This window comes from Phenylobacterium sp. J367 (genome assembly GCF_024699985.1).
In the GTDB taxonomy this organism is placed as follows: Bacteria; Pseudomonadota; Alphaproteobacteria; order Caulobacterales; family Caulobacteraceae; genus Phenylobacterium.
Window position 1 is genome coordinate 4,162,857 of sequence record NZ_JAJONA010000001.1, and the last position, 16,628, is coordinate 4,179,484.

Annotated in this window: 16 protein-coding genes and 4 pseudogenes; 7 read left to right on the top strand and 13 right to left on the bottom strand. The window is 71.1% G+C overall.

Going from position 1 to position 16,628, the window contains the following annotated elements; translation table 11 throughout:
• Window positions 1-9: 9 nt before the first annotated feature.
• The 8 genes and pseudogenes from acpS to folK all read right to left on the bottom strand — a co-directional run bounded on the left by acpS (window position 10) and on the right by folK (window position 6,729).
• Window positions 10-406, bottom strand: a pseudogene (gene acpS, locus LRS04_RS22165) (holo-ACP synthase).
• Entirely contained in the window at window positions 403-1,173 is a 771-nt protein-coding gene (locus tag LRS04_RS22170) for a pyridoxine 5'-phosphate synthase (protein ID WP_257818240.1), read from the bottom strand. Before LRS04_RS22170 ends, acpS begins: the two are co-directional and overlap by 4 nt.
• The gene (pyrE, locus tag LRS04_RS22175) at window positions 1,170-1,754 is read right to left on the bottom strand and encodes an orotate phosphoribosyltransferase (protein WP_257818241.1); all 585 of its coding nucleotides are present in this window, start codon (window positions 1,752-1,754) and stop codon (window positions 1,170-1,172) included. The genes LRS04_RS22170 and pyrE overlap by 4 nt, the downstream gene beginning before the upstream one ends.
• Before the next feature lie 170 nt (window positions 1,755-1,924).
• Window positions 1,925-4,210, bottom strand: a pseudogene (locus tag LRS04_RS22180) (bifunctional (p)ppGpp synthetase/guanosine-3',5'-bis(diphosphate) 3'-pyrophosphohydrolase).
• Window positions 4,207-4,566 carry a DNA-directed RNA polymerase subunit omega gene (rpoZ, locus tag LRS04_RS22185; RefSeq protein WP_257819223.1) on the bottom strand — a complete coding sequence of 120 codons (360 nt, stop codon included), beginning with the start codon at window positions 4,564-4,566 and terminating at the stop codon, window positions 4,207-4,209. Before rpoZ ends, LRS04_RS22180 begins: the two are co-directional and overlap by 4 nt.
• A gap of 195 nt (window positions 4,567-4,761) precedes the next feature.
• A pseudogene (locus LRS04_RS22190) lies at window positions 4,762-5,097 on the bottom strand (GreA/GreB family elongation factor); the annotation flags it as partial.
• A 624-nt stretch (window positions 5,098-5,721) separates the two neighbouring features.
• A complete protein-coding gene (locus LRS04_RS22195; RefSeq protein ID WP_257818242.1) occupies window positions 5,722-6,147 on the bottom strand; it encodes a YciI family protein in 426 nt (141 codons plus the stop codon).
• 78 nt (window positions 6,148-6,225) lie between these two features.
• Window positions 6,226-6,729 carry a 2-amino-4-hydroxy-6-hydroxymethyldihydropteridine diphosphokinase gene (gene folK / locus LRS04_RS22200; RefSeq protein ID WP_257818243.1) on the bottom strand — a complete coding sequence of 168 codons (504 nt, stop codon included), beginning with the start codon at window positions 6,727-6,729 and terminating at the stop codon, window positions 6,226-6,228.
• A gap of 16 nt (window positions 6,730-6,745) precedes the next feature.
• On the opposite strand from folK, the gene LRS04_RS22205 reads away from it, so the two are divergent.
• The 4 genes and pseudogenes from LRS04_RS22205 to LRS04_RS22220 all read left to right on the top strand — a co-directional run bounded on the left by LRS04_RS22205 (window position 6,746) and on the right by LRS04_RS22220 (window position 10,109).
• Window positions 6,746-7,360 (top strand): NYN domain-containing protein, encoded by a 615-nt coding sequence (locus LRS04_RS22205; RefSeq protein WP_257818244.1) that lies wholly within the window; start codon window positions 6,746-6,748, stop codon window positions 7,358-7,360.
• Window positions 7,361-7,408: 48 nt separating this feature from the next.
• A pseudogene (locus LRS04_RS22210) lies at window positions 7,409-8,003 on the top strand (uracil-DNA glycosylase).
• A gap of 245 nt (window positions 8,004-8,248) precedes the next feature.
• Complete coding sequence (locus LRS04_RS22215; protein WP_257818245.1) at window positions 8,249-8,659, top strand: GFA family protein; 411 nt, start codon at window positions 8,249-8,251, stop codon at window positions 8,657-8,659.
• A 67-nt stretch (window positions 8,660-8,726) separates the two neighbouring features.
• Window positions 8,727-10,109 carry a M20/M25/M40 family metallo-hydrolase gene (locus tag LRS04_RS22220; protein WP_257818246.1) on the top strand — a complete coding sequence of 461 codons (1,383 nt, stop codon included), beginning with the start codon at window positions 8,727-8,729 and terminating at the stop codon, window positions 10,107-10,109.
• 144 nt (window positions 10,110-10,253) lie between these two features.
• On the opposite strand, the gene LRS04_RS22225 is transcribed toward LRS04_RS22220, so the two are convergent.
• Complete coding sequence (locus LRS04_RS22225) at window positions 10,254-11,045, bottom strand: SDR family oxidoreductase (protein WP_257818247.1); 792 nt, start codon at window positions 11,043-11,045, stop codon at window positions 10,254-10,256.
• A gap of 143 nt (window positions 11,046-11,188) precedes the next feature.
• Between LRS04_RS22225 and LRS04_RS22230 the strand changes: the two genes are divergently transcribed.
• Complete coding sequence (locus tag LRS04_RS22230) at window positions 11,189-11,881, top strand: GNAT family N-acetyltransferase (RefSeq protein WP_257818248.1); 693 nt, start codon at window positions 11,189-11,191, stop codon at window positions 11,879-11,881.
• Window positions 11,878-12,294: a GFA family protein gene (locus LRS04_RS22235; protein WP_257818249.1), complete on the top strand. Its 417-nt coding sequence runs from the start codon at window positions 11,878-11,880 to the stop codon at window positions 12,292-12,294. The genes LRS04_RS22230 and LRS04_RS22235 overlap by 4 nt, the downstream gene beginning before the upstream one ends.
• Window positions 12,295-12,315: 21 nt before the next feature.
• Here LRS04_RS22235 and LRS04_RS22240 read toward each other — a convergent pair whose 3' ends face one another.
• Genes LRS04_RS22240 through LRS04_RS22255 form a run of 4 tightly spaced genes read right to left on the bottom strand, consistent with a single transcriptional unit; the run spans window position 12,316 to window position 15,426 of the window.
• Window positions 12,316-13,035, bottom strand: a complete 720-nt coding sequence (locus LRS04_RS22240; protein ID WP_257818250.1) for a GNAT family N-acetyltransferase — start codon at window positions 13,033-13,035, stop codon at window positions 12,316-12,318.
• A 2-nt stretch (window positions 13,036-13,037) separates the two neighbouring features.
• Window positions 13,038-13,514, bottom strand: a complete 477-nt coding sequence (smpB, locus tag LRS04_RS22245; protein WP_257818251.1) for an SsrA-binding protein SmpB — start codon at window positions 13,512-13,514, stop codon at window positions 13,038-13,040.
• Window positions 13,514-14,398, bottom strand: a complete 885-nt coding sequence (gene dapA / locus LRS04_RS22250; RefSeq protein WP_257818252.1) for a 4-hydroxy-tetrahydrodipicolinate synthase — start codon at window positions 14,396-14,398, stop codon at window positions 13,514-13,516. Before dapA ends, smpB begins: the two co-directional genes overlap by 1 nt.
• Window positions 14,356-15,426 carry a hypothetical protein gene (locus LRS04_RS22255; protein WP_257818254.1) on the bottom strand — a complete coding sequence of 357 codons (1,071 nt, stop codon included), beginning with the start codon at window positions 15,424-15,426 and terminating at the stop codon, window positions 14,356-14,358. Before LRS04_RS22255 ends, dapA begins: the two co-directional genes overlap by 43 nt.
• On the opposite strand from LRS04_RS22255, the gene LRS04_RS22260 reads away from it, so the two are divergent.
• Window positions 15,419-16,627 carry a lytic transglycosylase domain-containing protein gene (locus tag LRS04_RS22260; protein ID WP_257818255.1) on the top strand — a complete coding sequence of 403 codons (1,209 nt, stop codon included), beginning with the start codon at window positions 15,419-15,421 and terminating at the stop codon, window positions 16,625-16,627. The genes LRS04_RS22255 and LRS04_RS22260 overlap by 8 nt on opposite strands.
• Window position 16,628 lies beyond the last annotated feature (1 nt).

Below are 16,628 nucleotides of genomic sequence, written 5' to 3' on the forward strand. Positions count from 1 at the left end.
ATAATGGCGCTAGGCCGGCAGGGCCTCGATGATCACGAAGGCCTGGGCGTAGGGGTGGTCGTCGGTCAGCGAGACGTGGATCACCGCCTTCATGCCGGGGGCGTGATCTCCTCCAGCCGCTTCAGGGCCCCGCCGGTGAGCGCCATGGTGGGCTGGCCCGACCGCATGTTGACGACCCCCATGTCGCGCCAGAAGACGCCGCGGCGCATGCCGGTCCCGAGCGCCTTGGCGCAGGCCCCTTGGCGGCGAAGCGCTTGGCGTAGCTGGCGGCGGCGTCGGCCTTCCGGTCGGAGCGTGTGCGCTCCAGCTCGGTGAACACCCGGAAGCGGAAGCGGTCGCCGAAGCGGTCCAGGCTGGCCTGGATGCGGCGGATGTCGGAGAGGTCGGAGCCCAGGCCGAGGATCACGCCGCGAGCACCGATCTGGCTTCGTCCATCAGGGTGCGCATCCGCTGGATGGCGGGGCCGAGGCCGATGAAGATCGCCTCGCCGATCAGGAAGTGGCCGATGTTGAGCTCCATCAGCTCGGGGATGGCGGCGACGGGCTTCACCGTCTCGTAGTCGATGCCGTGGCCGGCGTGGACCTCGAGGCCCAGGGCGGCGGCCTCGCGCGCCGCCGCCTTCAGGCCCTCCAGCAGCTCGGGCGCGCGGGGGTCGCGATGGCGGACGGCCTCGCAGTAGGCGCCGGTGTGCAGCTCGACCACCTGGGCGCCCACGGACTTCGCGGCGGCCACCTGGGCGGGGTCGGCGTCGATGAAGCAGGAGACGCGGATGCCGGCGGCGGCGAGACGGCCGACGACGGGGGCGATCTTGTTGTGGCCGCGGACCACGTCGAGGCCGCCCTCGGTGGTGACCTCCTCCCGCCGCTCCGGCACCAGGCAGGCGGCGTGCGGCAGGTGGGCGAGCGCGATGGCCTCCATCTCGGGCGTCACGGCGCACTCGAAGTTCAGCGGGCGGCCGCGGCGGCGGCAGATGACGGCGAGCGCGTCGATGTCGGCGTCGGAGATGTGGCGGCGGTCCTCGCGCAGGTGGGCGGTGATGCCGTCGGCGCCGGCCGCCAGCGCCACCTCGGCGGCGCGCATGGGGTCGGGATAGCTCTCGCCGCGCGCGTTCCGGACCGTGGCGACGTGGTCGATATTGACGCCGAGGCGGAGGAGCGAGGCCGCGGCCGTCACTTCTTCAGCCTCTTCGACCCCGGCTCCTCGGCCGGCAGGGCGGCGAGTTCCGGCGGGATCTCATCCGGCGCGTAGGACGGCACGTCGACGGTGGCCAGGGCCACCAGCGGGAAGCCCACCTCGGCCCGGCCGCCGGAGCGGTCGACGATGCAGGCGCAGCAGAGCACCTCCCCGCCGGCCTCGGCGATCGGCTCGACCGCCTCCTTGAAGGAGCCGCCGGTGGTGATCACGTCCTCGACGACCACAACCTTGGCGCCCGGCGCGATCGTGAACGCCCGGCGCAGGCGGAACCGGCCGTCCTCGCGCTCCACGTAGATCGAGGGCACGCCGAGCGCGCGGGCGACCTCGTAGCCCGGGATGATCGCGCCGACCGCGGGGGCGACGATGACGTCCGGCTTGCCGAACTGCGCCACGATCTTCTCGGCCAGCGCCTTGCAGAGCCGTTCCGTGCGGTCGGGATACTGGAAGACCAGGTTCTTCTGCAGGAACATCGGCGAGTGCCGGCCCGACGCCAGGATGAAATGGCCTTCGCGCAGGGCGCCGGCGGCGCGGAACTCGGAGAGGACGTCTTCGGTGTTCATGTCACCGGAGATAATCGGGTTTGGCGCGGGGCGGAAGATCAGGCGGCCAAGTTGCTCCCCTCTCGGGGGAGCTGTCAGCGAAGCTGACTAAAGGGGGTCAGACCAACCGTCGGGGCGGACCCCCTCCACCCCCTTCGGGGTCCCACTCTCCCGATGGGGGAGGAATTGGGCTACCCCTTCACCCGGTCGACGGTTTCCACGGACGGGTTCGCCCTGAGCGCGGCGGCGATGTGGGTCAGGTGTTTCGCGTCGTTGACGTCGACGTCGAAGTCCACGTCGTAGAAGTCGGACTGCCGGTGGTGCATCTTCAGGCCGACGATGTTGCCGCCGGCCTCGCCGATGATGGTGCAGACCTGGCCCAGCACGCCCGGGGCATTGCGGACGGTGGCGGTGAGCCGGGCGCGGGCGATGGAGTTGCGCTCGGCCTCGGGCGTCCACTGCAGGTCGCGCCACAGCTCCTCGCGGTCCTCGAAGGCCTCCAGCCGCTCGCAGTCGATGGTGTGGACCGTCAGGCCCCGGCCGTCGCTCTCCAAGATGCCGACGATGCGGTCGCCGGGCACGGGGGAGCAGCACTCGCCGAAGTGGATCGAGACGCCGGGGGTGAGCCCGCCGCCGCGGACGTAGAGCTTGGCGGCCTTGCCGTCCTCGATGCGCCGGCGGGCCGACGCCGCCTCGCGCTCGACGGCCTTGAGCCCCGGGAAGACCGCCTCCAGCACCTGGGGCGGCGAGACCCGGCCGCGGCCGACGGCTTCGAAGAGGTCGTCCTCTGTGGCCACGGCGAAGCGGTCGAGGGCAGGCCGGAGGGAAACTTCCTTGCGGCTCTTGCCGGCGCTCTCGAAGGTCTGGTCGACGGTGGCGCGGCCGAGGCGGATGAACTCCTCCTTCTCCGTCTGGCGGATGTGCCGGCGGATGGCGGAGCGGGCCCGGCCGGTGACGGTGAGCGAGCGCCAGTCGGGCGGCACCACGGGCTTGCCGCCGCGGGATCACCTCCACCACGTCGCCGTTGGAGAGCACGGTCCTGAGCGGCTTCAGCTCGCCGTTGATCTTGCAGCCGATGGCGGTGTCGCCGATGTCGGTGTGGACGGCGTAGGCGAAGTCGAGCGGCATGGCCCCGCGCGGCAGGCTGACCAGCTGGCCCTTGGGCGTGAAGACGAACACCTGGTCGAGGAACATCTCGAGCTTGGCGTGCTCGACGAGCTCCTCGGCGTCGCCGCCGTGCTCCAGGACCTGGACGAGGTGGCGCAGGTTGACCAGCGGGTCGCGGCCGCCGGCCTCCTTCTGGGCCTCGACGTCGAAGCCGTAGGACTGGTCCTTGTAGCGCCAGTGGGCGGCGACCCCCTCCTCCGCCACCCGGTCCATGGCCTCGGTGCGGATCTGCATCTCGATGCGCATGCCCTTGGGGCCGACGACGGTGGTGTGGAGCGAGCGGTAGTTGTTCCGCTTCGGCGTGGAGATGAAGTCCTTGAACCGCTCGGGCACCGACGGCCAGGCGCGGTGGATGACGCCGAGGGCCCGATAGCAGTCCTCCTCGGTGTCGACGATCACCCGGAAGGCATAGATGTCGGAGAGCTGGGAGAAGCCGATCGACTTCCTCTGGAGCTTCCGCCAGATCGAATAGGGGTGCTTCTCGCGGCCGAAGACGCGGGCCGGGATGCCGCCCGTGTCGAGGCGCGAGGCGACCTCCCTGGCTGACCATGGCGACGGCGCCCGCCCTGCTCGTGGCGCAGCACGTCGAGCCGGCGGTAGATGGCGTCGCGGGCCACCGGGTTGAGGTGCTCGAAGGCGAGCTCCTCCAGCTCGGTGCAGATGCGGTGGACGCCGATGGAGCGGGCCAGCGGAGCGTAGATGTCGAGGGTCTCGCGCGCGATCCGCTCCCGCTTGGCGGGGCTCTTGATGAAGTGGAGCGTGCGCATGTTGTGGAGCCGGTCGGCCAGCTTCACGAGCAGGACGCGCACGTCCTTGGAGATCGCCAGGATGAACTTCCGGAGGTTCTCCGCCTGGCGGAGATGCTCGGAGGAGAGCTCCAGCTTGGACAGCTTGGTGACGCCCTCGACCAGCTCGCCGATCTCGGGGCCGAACAGCTCCTCGATCTCCTTGCGGGTGACCGGGGTGTCCTCGATCACGTCATGCAGGAGGGCGGTGACGATGGTCTCGGTGTCGAGGCGGTAGTCGGTGAGGATGCCCGCCACCTCGATGGGGTGGGCGAAGTAGGGGTCGCCGGACGCCCGCTTCTGCGCGCCGTGCATGCGCATGGCGTAGACGTAGGCGCGGTTGAGCAGCGCCTCGTCGGCGGTGGGGTCGTAGGAGCGGACCTTCTCGATCAGCTCGAACTGGCGGAGGAACTTGGGGCGCTTCGCCGCCGCGCCGATGGCGGACGGCGGCTGGGCGTCCAAGGTTACGGCGGCGGGTTTGACCGCCGCGGGAGCAGTGAGAGGGTCTGCGCCTTCGGGGCTCAGTACCGCTCCTCCTGACCGCCGTCGCGGTCGCTCTGCAGGGCGCGAACGAGCTCGAGCTCGCTCATCTGCATGTGGGTCGGGTCGGCCAGCAGGGCCAGGGTCTCGGCCTCTTCCTCGGCTTCCGAGCGCTCGTCGACGCGCTGCAGCGAGGCGATGACGCTTTCCTTCAGCTCGTCGCCGTCCACCACGTCGTCGGCGATCTCGCGAAGCGCCACGACCGGATTCTTGTCGTTGTCGCGGTCGACCAGGATCTGCGAGCCGGCCGAGATGGCGCGGGCGCGATGGGCCGACAGCAGAACCAGCGAGAAGCGGTTCGGCACTTTTTGGATGCAGTCTTCGACGGTGACGCGAGCCATGGATATCTCTTGCGGGAGGATAGAACCGGCGAAAATAGAGGTTCGGGCGCCATTGTGCAACGCCGCATAGCGGGTCGGGGCGTCGCGGGCCAGGGACCGGCCGGTTACGCCACCATCGAGGGCGCGGCCTCGGCCGCCTCGCCGACCCACAGGACCTCGATCAGGTGCGGCCGGCCGCCGGCGCCCGGTCCAGCCGAAGGTGTCGCCCTCGGAGAGGCCGAGAAGCGCCGCGCCGACCGGCGCGGCGACGGAGAGCCGTCCGGCGTCGATGTCGGCCGTGTCCGGCAGGGTCAGCTCCACGCGGCGGCCGCGGCCGGTCAGCAGGTCGCGATAGTCCACGAGGGAGCCGATGCGGACGAAGCGGGCGGCGCCGGCGCGGGGCGCGGCGACCACCCGGGCGCGGTCGAGCTCGCGCGCCAGCAGGGCCGCGCCCTCGGTGTGGAAGTGCTCGGCGATCGGCGCGAGGCGATCGTAGTCCGCCTGGGTCACGCGGACCGGCGGGGTCTTCTGGGAATGGGCGCCAACAGACATGGCGTAAGCTCCTTCGCGCCGGCCGGCCAGGCCGGGGCGCGTCTTGTCGAGATCTCCGCCTGAAACGGCGAAGATCAGTGTTGAAAAGGGAAAGTGATCATCATGCGGCTGCGCGGATTTGCGCGCCGCTATCGATCAGATTTCAGGTTCCGAAGAGGTAGACCCCGGCCCTGCGCGCTTGCGCAATACGGACCAGGGCTCAGTGGCCTGCGACCAGGCGACCGGCGTGATGCGTTCGACGCTTTCGGATGTGCGAACTACACATGGCAGAACCAAGATGTGGTCGCGACGCCGGAATGTCAAATCCCGGCGGCGCGGCGCCGCCAGGCCCAGCGCCCCATAACCCCCGCCGCGGCGCCGGCCAGCAGGAGCGGCCAGGCGGCCTGGGCGAGGCGCAGCGTGGCGAGGGCGGAGCCGGCGAGGACCTCCCTGCCCCCGCCGGTCCGGAGCCTTCCAGGCGGGTGACCAGGAAGGTCCCGGCGGCGGCCAGGAGGAACCAGCCCCCGGCGCAGGCGGCGAGCCCCCAGACGAGGCCCCGGCCGCCGAAGCGGCCGGTGAGCCAGGCGAGCGCCAGGGCCTCGCCCACGAGGGCGACCTGCAGCCACAGCGGCGCCTGGACGAGGCTCACGCGGAGGCGCCGCCCACGCCGACGGCGGCGGCCTTGGCCTGCAGCTCGTCGTCGAACACCTCGAAGTCGCTCATCTCATAGACCCGGCGGATCTCCAGGACGAGGCCGTCGCCGCCGTCGCACTCCGCGGGCCATCTGCGCGCCCATTCCATGACCTGCTCCAGGCTGTCGGCCTCGACGAGAGTATAGCCGGCGAGCAGCTCCTTGGTCTCCGCGAAGGGGCCGTCGAGGGTGATCGGCTTGCCGCCCTTCCACTGCAGCCGGACACCGGTAGCGCTGGGGTGCAGGCCGTTGCCGTCGAGGATCTTCAGATGGCGGCCCATCTCCTCGTGGTAGGCCATCATCGTCTCGGCTAGCTCGCGGCTCGGCTGCATGCCGGCCTCGGTGTCGGCGTCGGCCTTGCGGATGATCATGAAGCGCATGTTCGTCTCCCGTTGGCGGGCCCCGCTCGGCGCCCTCAAGGCCAGGACGCCCGAGAGTTCAGCACCCCGACATTTTCGTCAAAGGGGCCAAGCGTCGGTTCCCACGGTCGCGGACTTCGCCAGGTCGAGGGCTGTGCTGCCCAGCAGCGGATGGCGCCACTCCGGCAGGATCTCGGCGAGCGGGCCCATGACGAACAGCCGCTCGTGGGCCCTCGGGTGCGGCAGGGTCAGCTCCGGCGTCTCCAGCACCTGGCGGCCGTAGGCGACGAGGTCGAGGTCGAGGGTGCGGGGCGCGTTTTTCACGCCGCGCGTCCGGCCCAGCAGGCCCTCGAGGCGCAAAAGGCTCTCCAGCACCGCTTGCGGGCCCCGGTCCGCCTCGACAATCGCGATTCCGTTGCGATACTCAGGCGCAGAGGGGTCGGGCCAGGCGGCGGAGCGCCACCAGCCGGATCTCGCCAAGACAGGCAATCCCGCCTGAGGGAACAGCGCCAGAGCCGCTTCGAGCAGCGCCTCCGACGAGGCGAAACGACCCGCCAGGTTGCCGCCGAGCGCCACGATCACCGCATCCTCAGGCCGGACCATCAGGAACTTCGTCTCTATGACCTTCTACCCCACGGACCGGCTGGCGCTGTTCATCGACGGAGCCAACCTCTACTCGGCCGCCAAGGGCCTTGGCTTCGATATCGACTATCGCAAGCTCCTGGAGGAGTTCCGCAAGCGCGGCGTCCTCGTGCGGGCCTACTACTACACCGCCCTGGTCGAGCAGGAGGAGTATTCGCCGATCCGGCCGCTCGTCGACTGGCTGGACTACAACGGCTACCGCCTGGTGACGAAGTCGGCGCGCGAATACACCGACGCCCAGGGGCGCAAACGCTGGCGCGGCGACATGGACGTGGAGATCGCCGTCGACATGATGGAGATGGCCGGCCACGCCGACCACCTGGTGCTGTTCTCCGGCGACGGGGACTTCCGCTGCCTGGTGGAGGCGGTGCAGCGCAAGGGCGCCCGCGTGACGGTGGTCTCGACCGTGAAGTCGCAGCCGCCCATGGCCTCGGACGACCTGCGCCGGCAGGCCGACACCTTCGTGGACCTCGCCGACCTCGCCGACATCATCGGCCGGCCCTCGCGCCTGCCGCGCTTCATCCAGGAGAGCCGCGCGCACGACCGTGAGCCCGGACGCGACCAAGACACCGAAGCCGATGCCGAGATCTGAGGTGGCGGCGCCCCCGAGGCGCCCCCCGACTGCCCGCTCTGCCCGAGGCTGGTGGCCTATCGGGCGGCCAACGCGGCCGGCAATCCGGAATGGTTCAACGGCGCCGTGGCGAGCTTCGGCGATCCCGGTGCGCGGTTGCTGGTGGCGGGGCTGGCCCCCGGCCGCCAGGGGGCCAACCGCACCGGCCGTCCGTTCACCGGCGACGGCGCCGGGGGTGCTGCTCTACGCCACCCTGATCAAGATGGGCTTCGCCACCGGCTTCTATGACCCGAACGGCGAGGACGACCTGACCCTCGTCGACTGCATGATCACCAATGCGGTGCGCTGCGCCCCGCCGGGCAACAAGCCGGAGACGATCGAGGAGGCCAACTGCCGGCCGTTCCTGACGTCGCGCCTCGCGGCCCTGCCGAACCTCAAGGTCATCGTGACGCTGGGCGACGTCTCGCGGCGCAATGTCCTGAAGGCGCTGGGGCTGAAGGCGTCGGCCGGCGTCCCCGGGCACGGAAGCGAGTTCCAGGCGGGGCCCTATGTGGTGCTGAACAGCTACCACTGCTCCCGACTCAACACGAACACCGGGCGGCTGACGCCCTCGATGTTCGAGGACGTGTTCCAGCGGGCAAGAGAGCTGATCTCACAAGCCTGACCCTCCTCCGCTCCTCCCGGCGAAAGCCGGGATCCAAGCTGAGGCGCGCCGGTCCAACGCAGCAGCCCGCCCCAGACTCGGCTTGGGCCCCGGCTTTCGCCGGGGGTGAGCGGATTTGGGAGAGATTGCTGTCTATGGGCCCGGTCTTGGGCTGCGCCGCATCCAGGATGACAGCGTGTGATGTGGAGCACCGCCCAGAGGCTGCTGCCACAGGGCTGGCAGCGGGGGTCGTGCAGTGTTCCGGCATGACGACGCCGATCAAGGGTAGCTGCCTCTGCGGGGCGGTGCGGTTCGAGATCACCGGGACGCCCCGGTCGCTGAGCTACTGCCACTGCACGCGGTGCCGGAAGCAGGCCGGCGCCTTCGCCGCCGTGGTGATGGTGCGCAAGGCCGACTTCCGCCTGGTGAGCGGCGAGGACCAGATCCGACGCTACGTCCCGGACGAACCCTGGAAACATGTGCGCTCGTTCTGCGGGACCTGCGGGTCGCCGTTGGGCGAGCCGTCCGACGACTACGAGCTTTTCCCGATCGCGGCCTCGGCGCTGGACGACGATCCGGGAGTGCGGCCGGTGCTGCACATGAACGTCCAGTCCAAACCTGCCTGGTACGAGATCGCCGACGGGGTGAAGCAGATCCCCGGGACCTATGGGGGCTAGCGGAGCGCCGCTTTGACGGCGTAGCGTCCCGGCGCATTCAAGTCCGGGGAGTTTCCGTTTGCGTCTGATGTCGACCGCGGCCGTGGCCGCCGCCCTCGCCTGCCTGGCCGCTCCGGCGGCCGCCAAGCCCACGCCCGCAGAACACGCCGAGGCGCTGGAGATCCTGACGCAGGCGGTGGCGTTCCGCACGGTGATCGGCCACCCGGACCAGGCGGTCGCCTACGCCGAGGCCATCAAGGCGCGGCTGGTGAAGGCGGGGTTCAACCCGGCGGACATCAAGATCACGCCGTCGGACGGAACGGCCTACATGACCGCCCGCTATCCGGGCCGCGACCGCACGAAGAAGCCGATCGTCATCCTCGGCCACATGGACGTGGTGGAGGCCAAGCGCGAGGACTGGACCCGCGACCCGTTCACGCCCGTCGTCGAGAACGGCTACGTCTATGGGCGGGGCTCGGTGGACAACAAGTTCGACGTCTCCATGGCGGTGGCGACGCTCGTGAAGCTGAAGCGCGCCGGCTGGACGCCCGGCCGCGACGTGATCCTGGCGCTCTCCGGCGACGAGGAGACGGCCATGGCGACGACCCAGAAGCTGGCCGCCGAGCTTAAGGGCGCGGAGATGGCGCTGAACGCCGACGGCGGCGGCGGCCTGCTCGACGAGAAGGGCCAGCCGGTGGTCTATGGCCTGCAGGCCGGCGAGAAGACCTACGCGGACTTCACGCTCACGGTGACGGACCCCGGCGGCCACTCCAGCCGCCCCGGAAAGACCAATGCGATCAACACCCTGGCCAAGGCTCTTGAGAAGATCGGGGCCTATTCGTTCCCGGTGATGCGCTCGGAGCTGACCGACGCCTACTTCCGGGCGAGCGCGCCCAAGACGGATGGCGCGGCCGGCGAGGCCATGAAGCGCTATGTGGCCAACCCCGAGGACAAGGACGCGGTCGCCGAGCTGGCCGCCGATCCGGAATATGTGGGCCAGCTTCGCACCACCTGCGTGGCGACCCAGGTGGCGGGCGGCCATGCCCCCAACGCCCTGCCCCAGCGGGCCACGGCGAACATCAACTGCCGGATCTTCCCGGGCACGCCCAGCGAGAGCGTGCGGCAGGAGCTGGCCGGCGTGATCGCCGACCCGGCGGTGAAGATCGAGCGGGTGACCGGCGACGGGGCGATCGACAGCCCGGCTTCGCCGCTGCGCCCCGACGTGATGGCGGCGGTGAAGAAGGCGGTGAACGCCCGCTACCCGGGGCTGACCATCGTGCCGTCGATGTCGGCCGGGGCGACGGATTCGATGCACTTCCGGGCCCAGGGCGTGCCGAGCTACGGCGTGGCGGGCCTGTTCATGAAGTCGTCGGACGACTTCGCCCACGGCCTGAACGAGCGCGCGCCGGTGGCCGCCATCGACGGCGCGCTCGACCACTGGGAAAGCCTGCTGAAGGACCTGGCGAAGTAGGGCCTCCAATTCCGCTCATCCCGGCGAAAGCCGGGACCCAGATGGAATGACTCAGACGTGCGCTCCCGTCGCTCCGAGCCCGTCCAGGCCGCCTCGGGCTTTCGGATCTGGATCCCGGCCTTCGCCGGGATGAGCGGGTAAGGGTCAGGCGGGCTCGTTCGCCCGATACCGCGCGCCGGGCTTGGCGTTGCCGAAGCCGGGGAGCATCGCCTTGCGGGCGTTGTCGAAGGCCTCGAAGGCCGCGTGGTCCGGTAGCGGAGGGATGGTGACGGGCTCGCGGCGGTCGAAGCCGACCAGGGCGGCATCCACGAGGTCGTCCACCTCCATCAGGCCGGGGATCTGGTCGGCGTCGCGGCCGGACTTTTTCCAGATCTCCGTGCGGGTGGCGGCGGGCAGCACCGCCTGGACATAGACCCCCTTGGGGCCCAGCTCGGCCTGCAGGGCCTGGCTGAAGTGCAGGACATAGGCCTTGGAGCCGCCGTAGACGGCCATGGCGAACTCGGGCGCGAGGCCCACCACCGAGCCGATATTGACGATGGCCCCCTGCCCTTCGGCGGCGAAGCGGCGGGCGGCGGCATTGGCGAGCACGGTGACGGCGGAGATGTTCAGCGCCACCAGCCGGGCGACGTCCGCGCCGGACTGCTGGGTGAAGGCGCCGGGCAGCGAGGCGCCGGCGTTGTTGATCAGGACGCCGATCGCGGCGTCGTCGGCCAGGCGAGCCTCGACCTTCGCCACGTCGGCGGGATCGGTGAGGTCGGCGGGCAGGACGTCGACGGCGACGCCGGCCTCGGCGCGGAGCTTCGCGGCGAGGGCCTCGAGCTTGGCCACGTCGCGCGCGACGAGGACGAGCGCGTGGCCGCGGCGGGCGAAGCGGTCGGCGTAGGTGGCCCCGATGCCCGTGGAGGCGCCGGTGATCAGGACGGTGGGCTTGGACATGGGGAAGCTCCTGGCGATCTGGTTATATGATGACCATCATATCCGGCTCAGATGGGCGGCCACGGCGGCGCTTTCAAGCGTGTATCGGACTTCGATCTCCGTCCAGGCTGGACGGCGGCCACGCTGGCGCTATCTGAGGGTCGATGAGCTCCCGCCACCCCCTCGACCGGCCGATCTGGACCGCGCTTTCCGGCCGGCAGTCGGGCTTCGCCCTGGGCGATGGCCCGGCCCGGCGGATCGCAGCCGACGTGGGCGTGTTCGTGGCCGCCGAGGACGACAGCCCGGCGAGCCTGGAGGCCCTGGCCGAGCTCGTCCGGATGCACGGCGAATCCTGGCGGATGGAGGTGGGCGCCGCCCCCGTGCCGGGGACCGAGACGATCACCGAGGCCAAGGGCATGCAGATGGTCGCCGACCGCCTGACGCCGGCCGGGCCACCGGCCTTCGCGTTCGAGGCGCTGGCCGACGCGGACGCGCCCGAAATGCTGGAGCTGGCGTTACTCACGAAGCCCGGCCCGTTCGCGGCCCGGACCCACCAGCTCGGCGATTTCGTGGGCGTGCGCCGGGACGGCAGGCTCATCGCCATGGCCGGCGAGCGGCTGCGCCCCGAGGGCTTCACCGAGGTGAGCGGCGTCTGCACCCTGCCCGAGCATCGGGGCCAGGGCTATGCGGCCGGGCTGATGCGCCATGTGGCGGGGCGGATTCTCGACCGCGGCGAGACGCCGTTCCTGCACGCCTACGCGACCAACACCGGGGCCATCGGCCTCTACGAGACCCTCGGCTTCCGGATCCGGACCGAGGTGACGGTGACCGCGCTCATCCCCGCGAGGACCTCATGACCCTGACCGGCGCCTGCCTCTGCGGCCTGGTGCGGTTCCGCACCGAACGCCAGCCCCTGGCGGCGCGCGCCTGCTGGTGCCGGGTGTGCCAGCACCTGGCCTGCGGCAGCGCCTCGGTGAACATCATCGTCCCCACAGAGGGGTTCGAGGTCACCGGCGAGACGCGCGGCTACGAGAGCGTCGCCGACAGCGGCAGTGAGATGCGCCGCACCTTCTGCCCCGCCTGCGGGACCCAGCTCTTCAGCGAAGCGCTGAGCCGGCCCGACGTGATGGTGGTGCGGGTGGGCGCCCTGGACGATCCGGAGCTGGGCGCGCCTCAGAGCATCATCTGGCGGGCGTCGGCCCCGAGCTGGGCCTGCATCGACGAGACCCTCCCCGCCATCGACGGCCAGCCGGCGCCGGTCCGGGCCTAGCCGGGCGTCGTCCCGCGGTGCTCAGCGGGTCCAGTAGTGGTAGCGCCAGGCGTCGGTGAAGCCGGCCTTTCGGTAGAGCGAGCGGGCCGGGTTCGGCTCCTCGACCTGCAGATAGACGTTCTCGACGCCGCGCTCGAGGATCGCCCGGCCGAGCGCGGCCAGCACCTGGCTGGCCAACCCCTGCCCGCGCCGGCGGGCGTCGGTGCGCATGCCGTGGATGCCGGCCCAGCCGTGGGCGAAGGTGACCACGCCGACGGCCACCGTCCGGCCGTCCTGGCGGACCTGGCCATAGAGGGCGTCGGGCGCGCGGCTGAGCGCGGCGACCCGGCTCGCGCCGTCCTCGACGTCGAAGCCTTCGCCGACGAACACCTCGCCCCAGGCCGCATCCGGCCGCGCGACGATCTCGCCGGGCTGGTCGCGGAGCCGGGCGAGGCGCTCCACGTCGCCGATCGTCACGATGGTCGGCTTGGCGGCGACGTAGCCGCGGGTGGTCAGGGCGTCGCGGACCGCCTTCAGGCCGGGAACGTCGGCGATGCGGAAGGCCGGCGACAGGCCCTCGGTCCAGTAGGCCGCCTCGATCTCGCTGATCGCGCCGGGGCCAGCGGCGTGGCTCAGCGGGACGGCGGTCTTGGCGCGGCCGATGGCGCCCGAATCGAGCGGGGCCAGCCAGCCGTCGACCTCGACGACCTTGGCAGGGGCGACGCCGGCGACCGTCGAGCGTTCGATCGCCTCGACGTCCATGGTCAGCCTTTTTCCCGCATGAGCCGGGCCTTGTCGCGCTGCCAGTCGCGGGCGGCGGCCGTCTCGCGCTTGTCGTGCTCCTTCTTGCCCTTGGCGAGCGCCACCTCGAGCTTCGCCAGGCCCTTGTCGCTCCAGTAGAGCTTCGTCGGGATGATCGTGCGGCCGTCGCGCTGAACGGCGCCGATCAGCTTGTCGATCTGCTTGCGCTTGAGGAGCAGCTTCCGGTGGCGGCGGGGCTCGTGGTTGAAGTGCGGGCCGGCCTGGGCGTAGGGCGGGATGTCGGCGTTCACCAGCATGATCTGGTCGCCCTCCACCGCCGCATAGCTCTCGGCGATGTTGGCCTTGCCGTTGCGCAGGCTCTTCACCTCGGAGCCGGTGAGCGCGATGCCCGCCTCGAAGGTCTCCTCAAGGAAGTAGTCGAACCGGGCGCGGCGGTTCTCGGCGATCGTCTTCGGGGCGGCTTTCTTGGCGTCGGCCATCAGACCACGCCCGCGTCCCGCATCGCCTCCAGCACCTCGCGCTTGCTGGCGTCCGAAGCGGGCACGATCGGCAGGCGGCAGTCCTCGGCGCAGAGGCCGAGGTGGGCCAGCGCGAACTTGGTGGGGGCCGGCGAGGCGTCCGAGAACAGCGCCTTGTGCAGGCGGATCAGCCGGTCCTGGGCCTGCAGGGCGCCCGGCCACTGGCCGGACAGGCAGTCGTTGAAGAAGTTGGCGCAGGCCTCGGGCGCGACATTGGCGGTCACCGAGATGCAGCCGTGGCCGCCGTGGGCCATGTAGCCCAGCGCGGTGGGGTCGTCGCCGGAGAGCATCACCCAGTCCTCGCCGCACTGGACGCGCTGCTGGCTGGCGCGGGCGAGGTCGCCGGTGGCGTCCTTGATCCCCACGATGTTCGGGAGCTTCGAGAGGCGGGCGAGCACCTCGTTGGAGATGTCGACGCTGGTGCGGCCGGGCACGTTGTAGACGAGCACCGGAAGCTGGACCGCGTCGTTGATCGCCGCGAAATGGGCGTAGAGGCCCTCCTGGCTCGGCCGGTTGTAGTAGGGCGTCACGACCAGGGCCGCGTCGGCGCCGATCGCCTTGGCGTGCCGGACGAGCTCGATGGCCTCGGCGGTGGAGTTGGAGCCGGCGCCGGCGACCACGGGCACGCGGCCCCTGGCGGTCTCGACGCAGAGCTCCACCACGCGGCGGTGCTCCTCATGGCTGAGCGTCGCGGTCTCGCCGGTGGTGCCGACGGGCACGAGGCCGTGGACCCCGCCCTCGATCTGGCGCTCCACGAGCGCCACGAAGGCGTCCTCGTCCACCGCGCCGTTGCGGAACGGGGTCACAAGCGCCGGAAGGACGCCCCGGAACAAAGGGTCGGGCATGGTCTGCAAAAAGCCGTGAATGAGGCGCTTGTTAAGCGACGTTCAGAATTTGCCGGACAATATCGGGTTGCGGGCGCGACCCGCAATCTCGATGTCACGTTCCGGTCAGGGGGCGAGAGTTGCACGCCAAGGTCCGTAAAGCGCTTCTGCTGTCGAGTGTCATCCTGCTGGCGGGGACGCTGGCCCGCGCCCAGTCGCAGGGGGAAGACCCCTTGGGCGACCTGATCGCCCAGGCCCCGGCCGAGGCTCCCGGGCCGGTGACGAGCCACCAGACCGTGCGCCGGCCGCTCTCCGACGCCGACGCCGCCAACTTCCGCCGCGCGGTCGATTCGGCCCGCAAGGCCGATGTGGCCGGCGCCAGGGCGGCCATCGCCCAGATCCATGATTCGCTGGCCCGGAAGGCGGCCACCTGGGCGCTGGTCGACGCCAACAGCCAGGCGCTGTCCTTCCACGAGGCGGACCACGCCCGGCGCGAGCTGGCCGGCTGGCCGCGCGAAGCGCGCCGGAACCAGGCCGCCGAGAAGCTGATCGAGACCTCGGGCAAGAGCCCCCGCCAGATCGTCGACTGGTTCGCTGGCCGCGAGCCCGCCACCGCCGAGGGCGCGATCGCCCTGGCGTCCGCCTGGCGCACGGAAGGCAAGAGCGCCGAGGCCGCGGCGTTGATCCGCCGCTGGTGGCGCGACAGGAGCTTCGAGGCCGACGCCCAGCGCAGCATGCTGGCCCGGTTCGGCGACGTTCTGACGGTCGACGACCACGTCCGCCGCGCGGACATCCTGCTCTATGGCCCGCAGGGGCCGGCGACCCGCGACGTGGTCGCCCTGCTGCCCGCCGACCAGCAGCAGGCGGCGATGGCGCGGATCGCCCTGCGCTCCGGCGCGGCGAACGCCACCCAGTTGGTCAACGCCCTGCCCCCGGCCCTGGCCCAGAGCCCGGGCGTGGCGGTGGAGCGGGCGAGCTTCCTGCGGAAGGGCGGACTGGACAGCCTGGCCGCGCAGCAGCTGCCGTACTTCCCCCAAGTCGGTGAGCACGGACGACCAGGCGAGCCTGATCTGGAGCGAACGGCGACGTCTCCTCCTCACGGCCATGCGCAACGGGGACGCCCAGGGCGCCTACGCCGCGGCGGCCAACAGCGGGCTGACCAGCGGCTCGGACGCCACGGACGCCGAGTTCTTCGCCGGCTGGATCGCACTGTCGAAGCTCAAGGACCCGGACCGGGCGGCGAAGCACTTCGCGGCCATCGAGCGGATCGGATCGTCGCCGATCACCCTGGGCCGGGCGTTCTACTGGCAGGGCCGCGCGGCCGAGGCCAAGGGCGACTGGAACGCCGCCCAGGGCTTCTACGCCAAGGGCGCCGAGCACTATCTGACCTTCTACGGCCAGCTCTCCGGCGAGAAGCTCGGCATGTCGCTGCAGCTCGGCAAGGACCCGGCGCTCTCGGCGTCCCACCGCGCCCGCTTCGAGGGCCGCGACACCGTCCAGGCCATGCGCCTGTTCTACGATCAGGGCTACCGCGACCTCTTCCGGGCCTTCGCGCTGTCGCTGGACGACACCTTGCCCACCGTCGAGGACCAGGCGCTGCTGGTGGACGCGGTGCGCGGCTACGGCGACCAGGACACCTCCATGAAGGTCGCCCGCGCGGCGGCGGTGCGGAACATGCTGCTGCCCGAACGCGGCTATCCCTATCGCACCCCGCCTTCGGTGGCGGGCGGCCCGGAGCCGGCCCTGGTGCTCGGCGTGACGCGGCAGGAGAGCGGCTTCGACCCGCTGGTCCGCTCGCACGTCGGGGCGCGGGGCATGATGCAGCTCATGCCGGCTACGGCGCAGATCGTGGCCCGTCGGAACGGCGTCTCCTACGCGCCCGCCATGCTGGACGAGCCGGAGTACAACATGCGCCTGGGGTCGAGCTTCCTCGGCCAGCTCGTGACGCAATTCTCGGGCTCCTACGTGATGGCGACGGCCGGCTACAACGCCGGTCCCGGACGGCCGACCCAGTGGACCGCCTTCTGCGGCGACCCGCGCGGCGGCGCCACCGATCCGCTCGACTTCATCGAGTGCATCCCGTTCTCGGAGACCCGCAACTACGTCATGCGGGTGATGGAGGGCATGCAGGTCTACCGGGCCAAGCTCCACGGCGGCGCCGTGCCGCTGACGCTCGCCAACGACCTGCGCCGCGGCGGCTACGGCTATCCGCCGCCGTCGACCACGCAGGTGGCGTCGAGCGCGCCGTAAG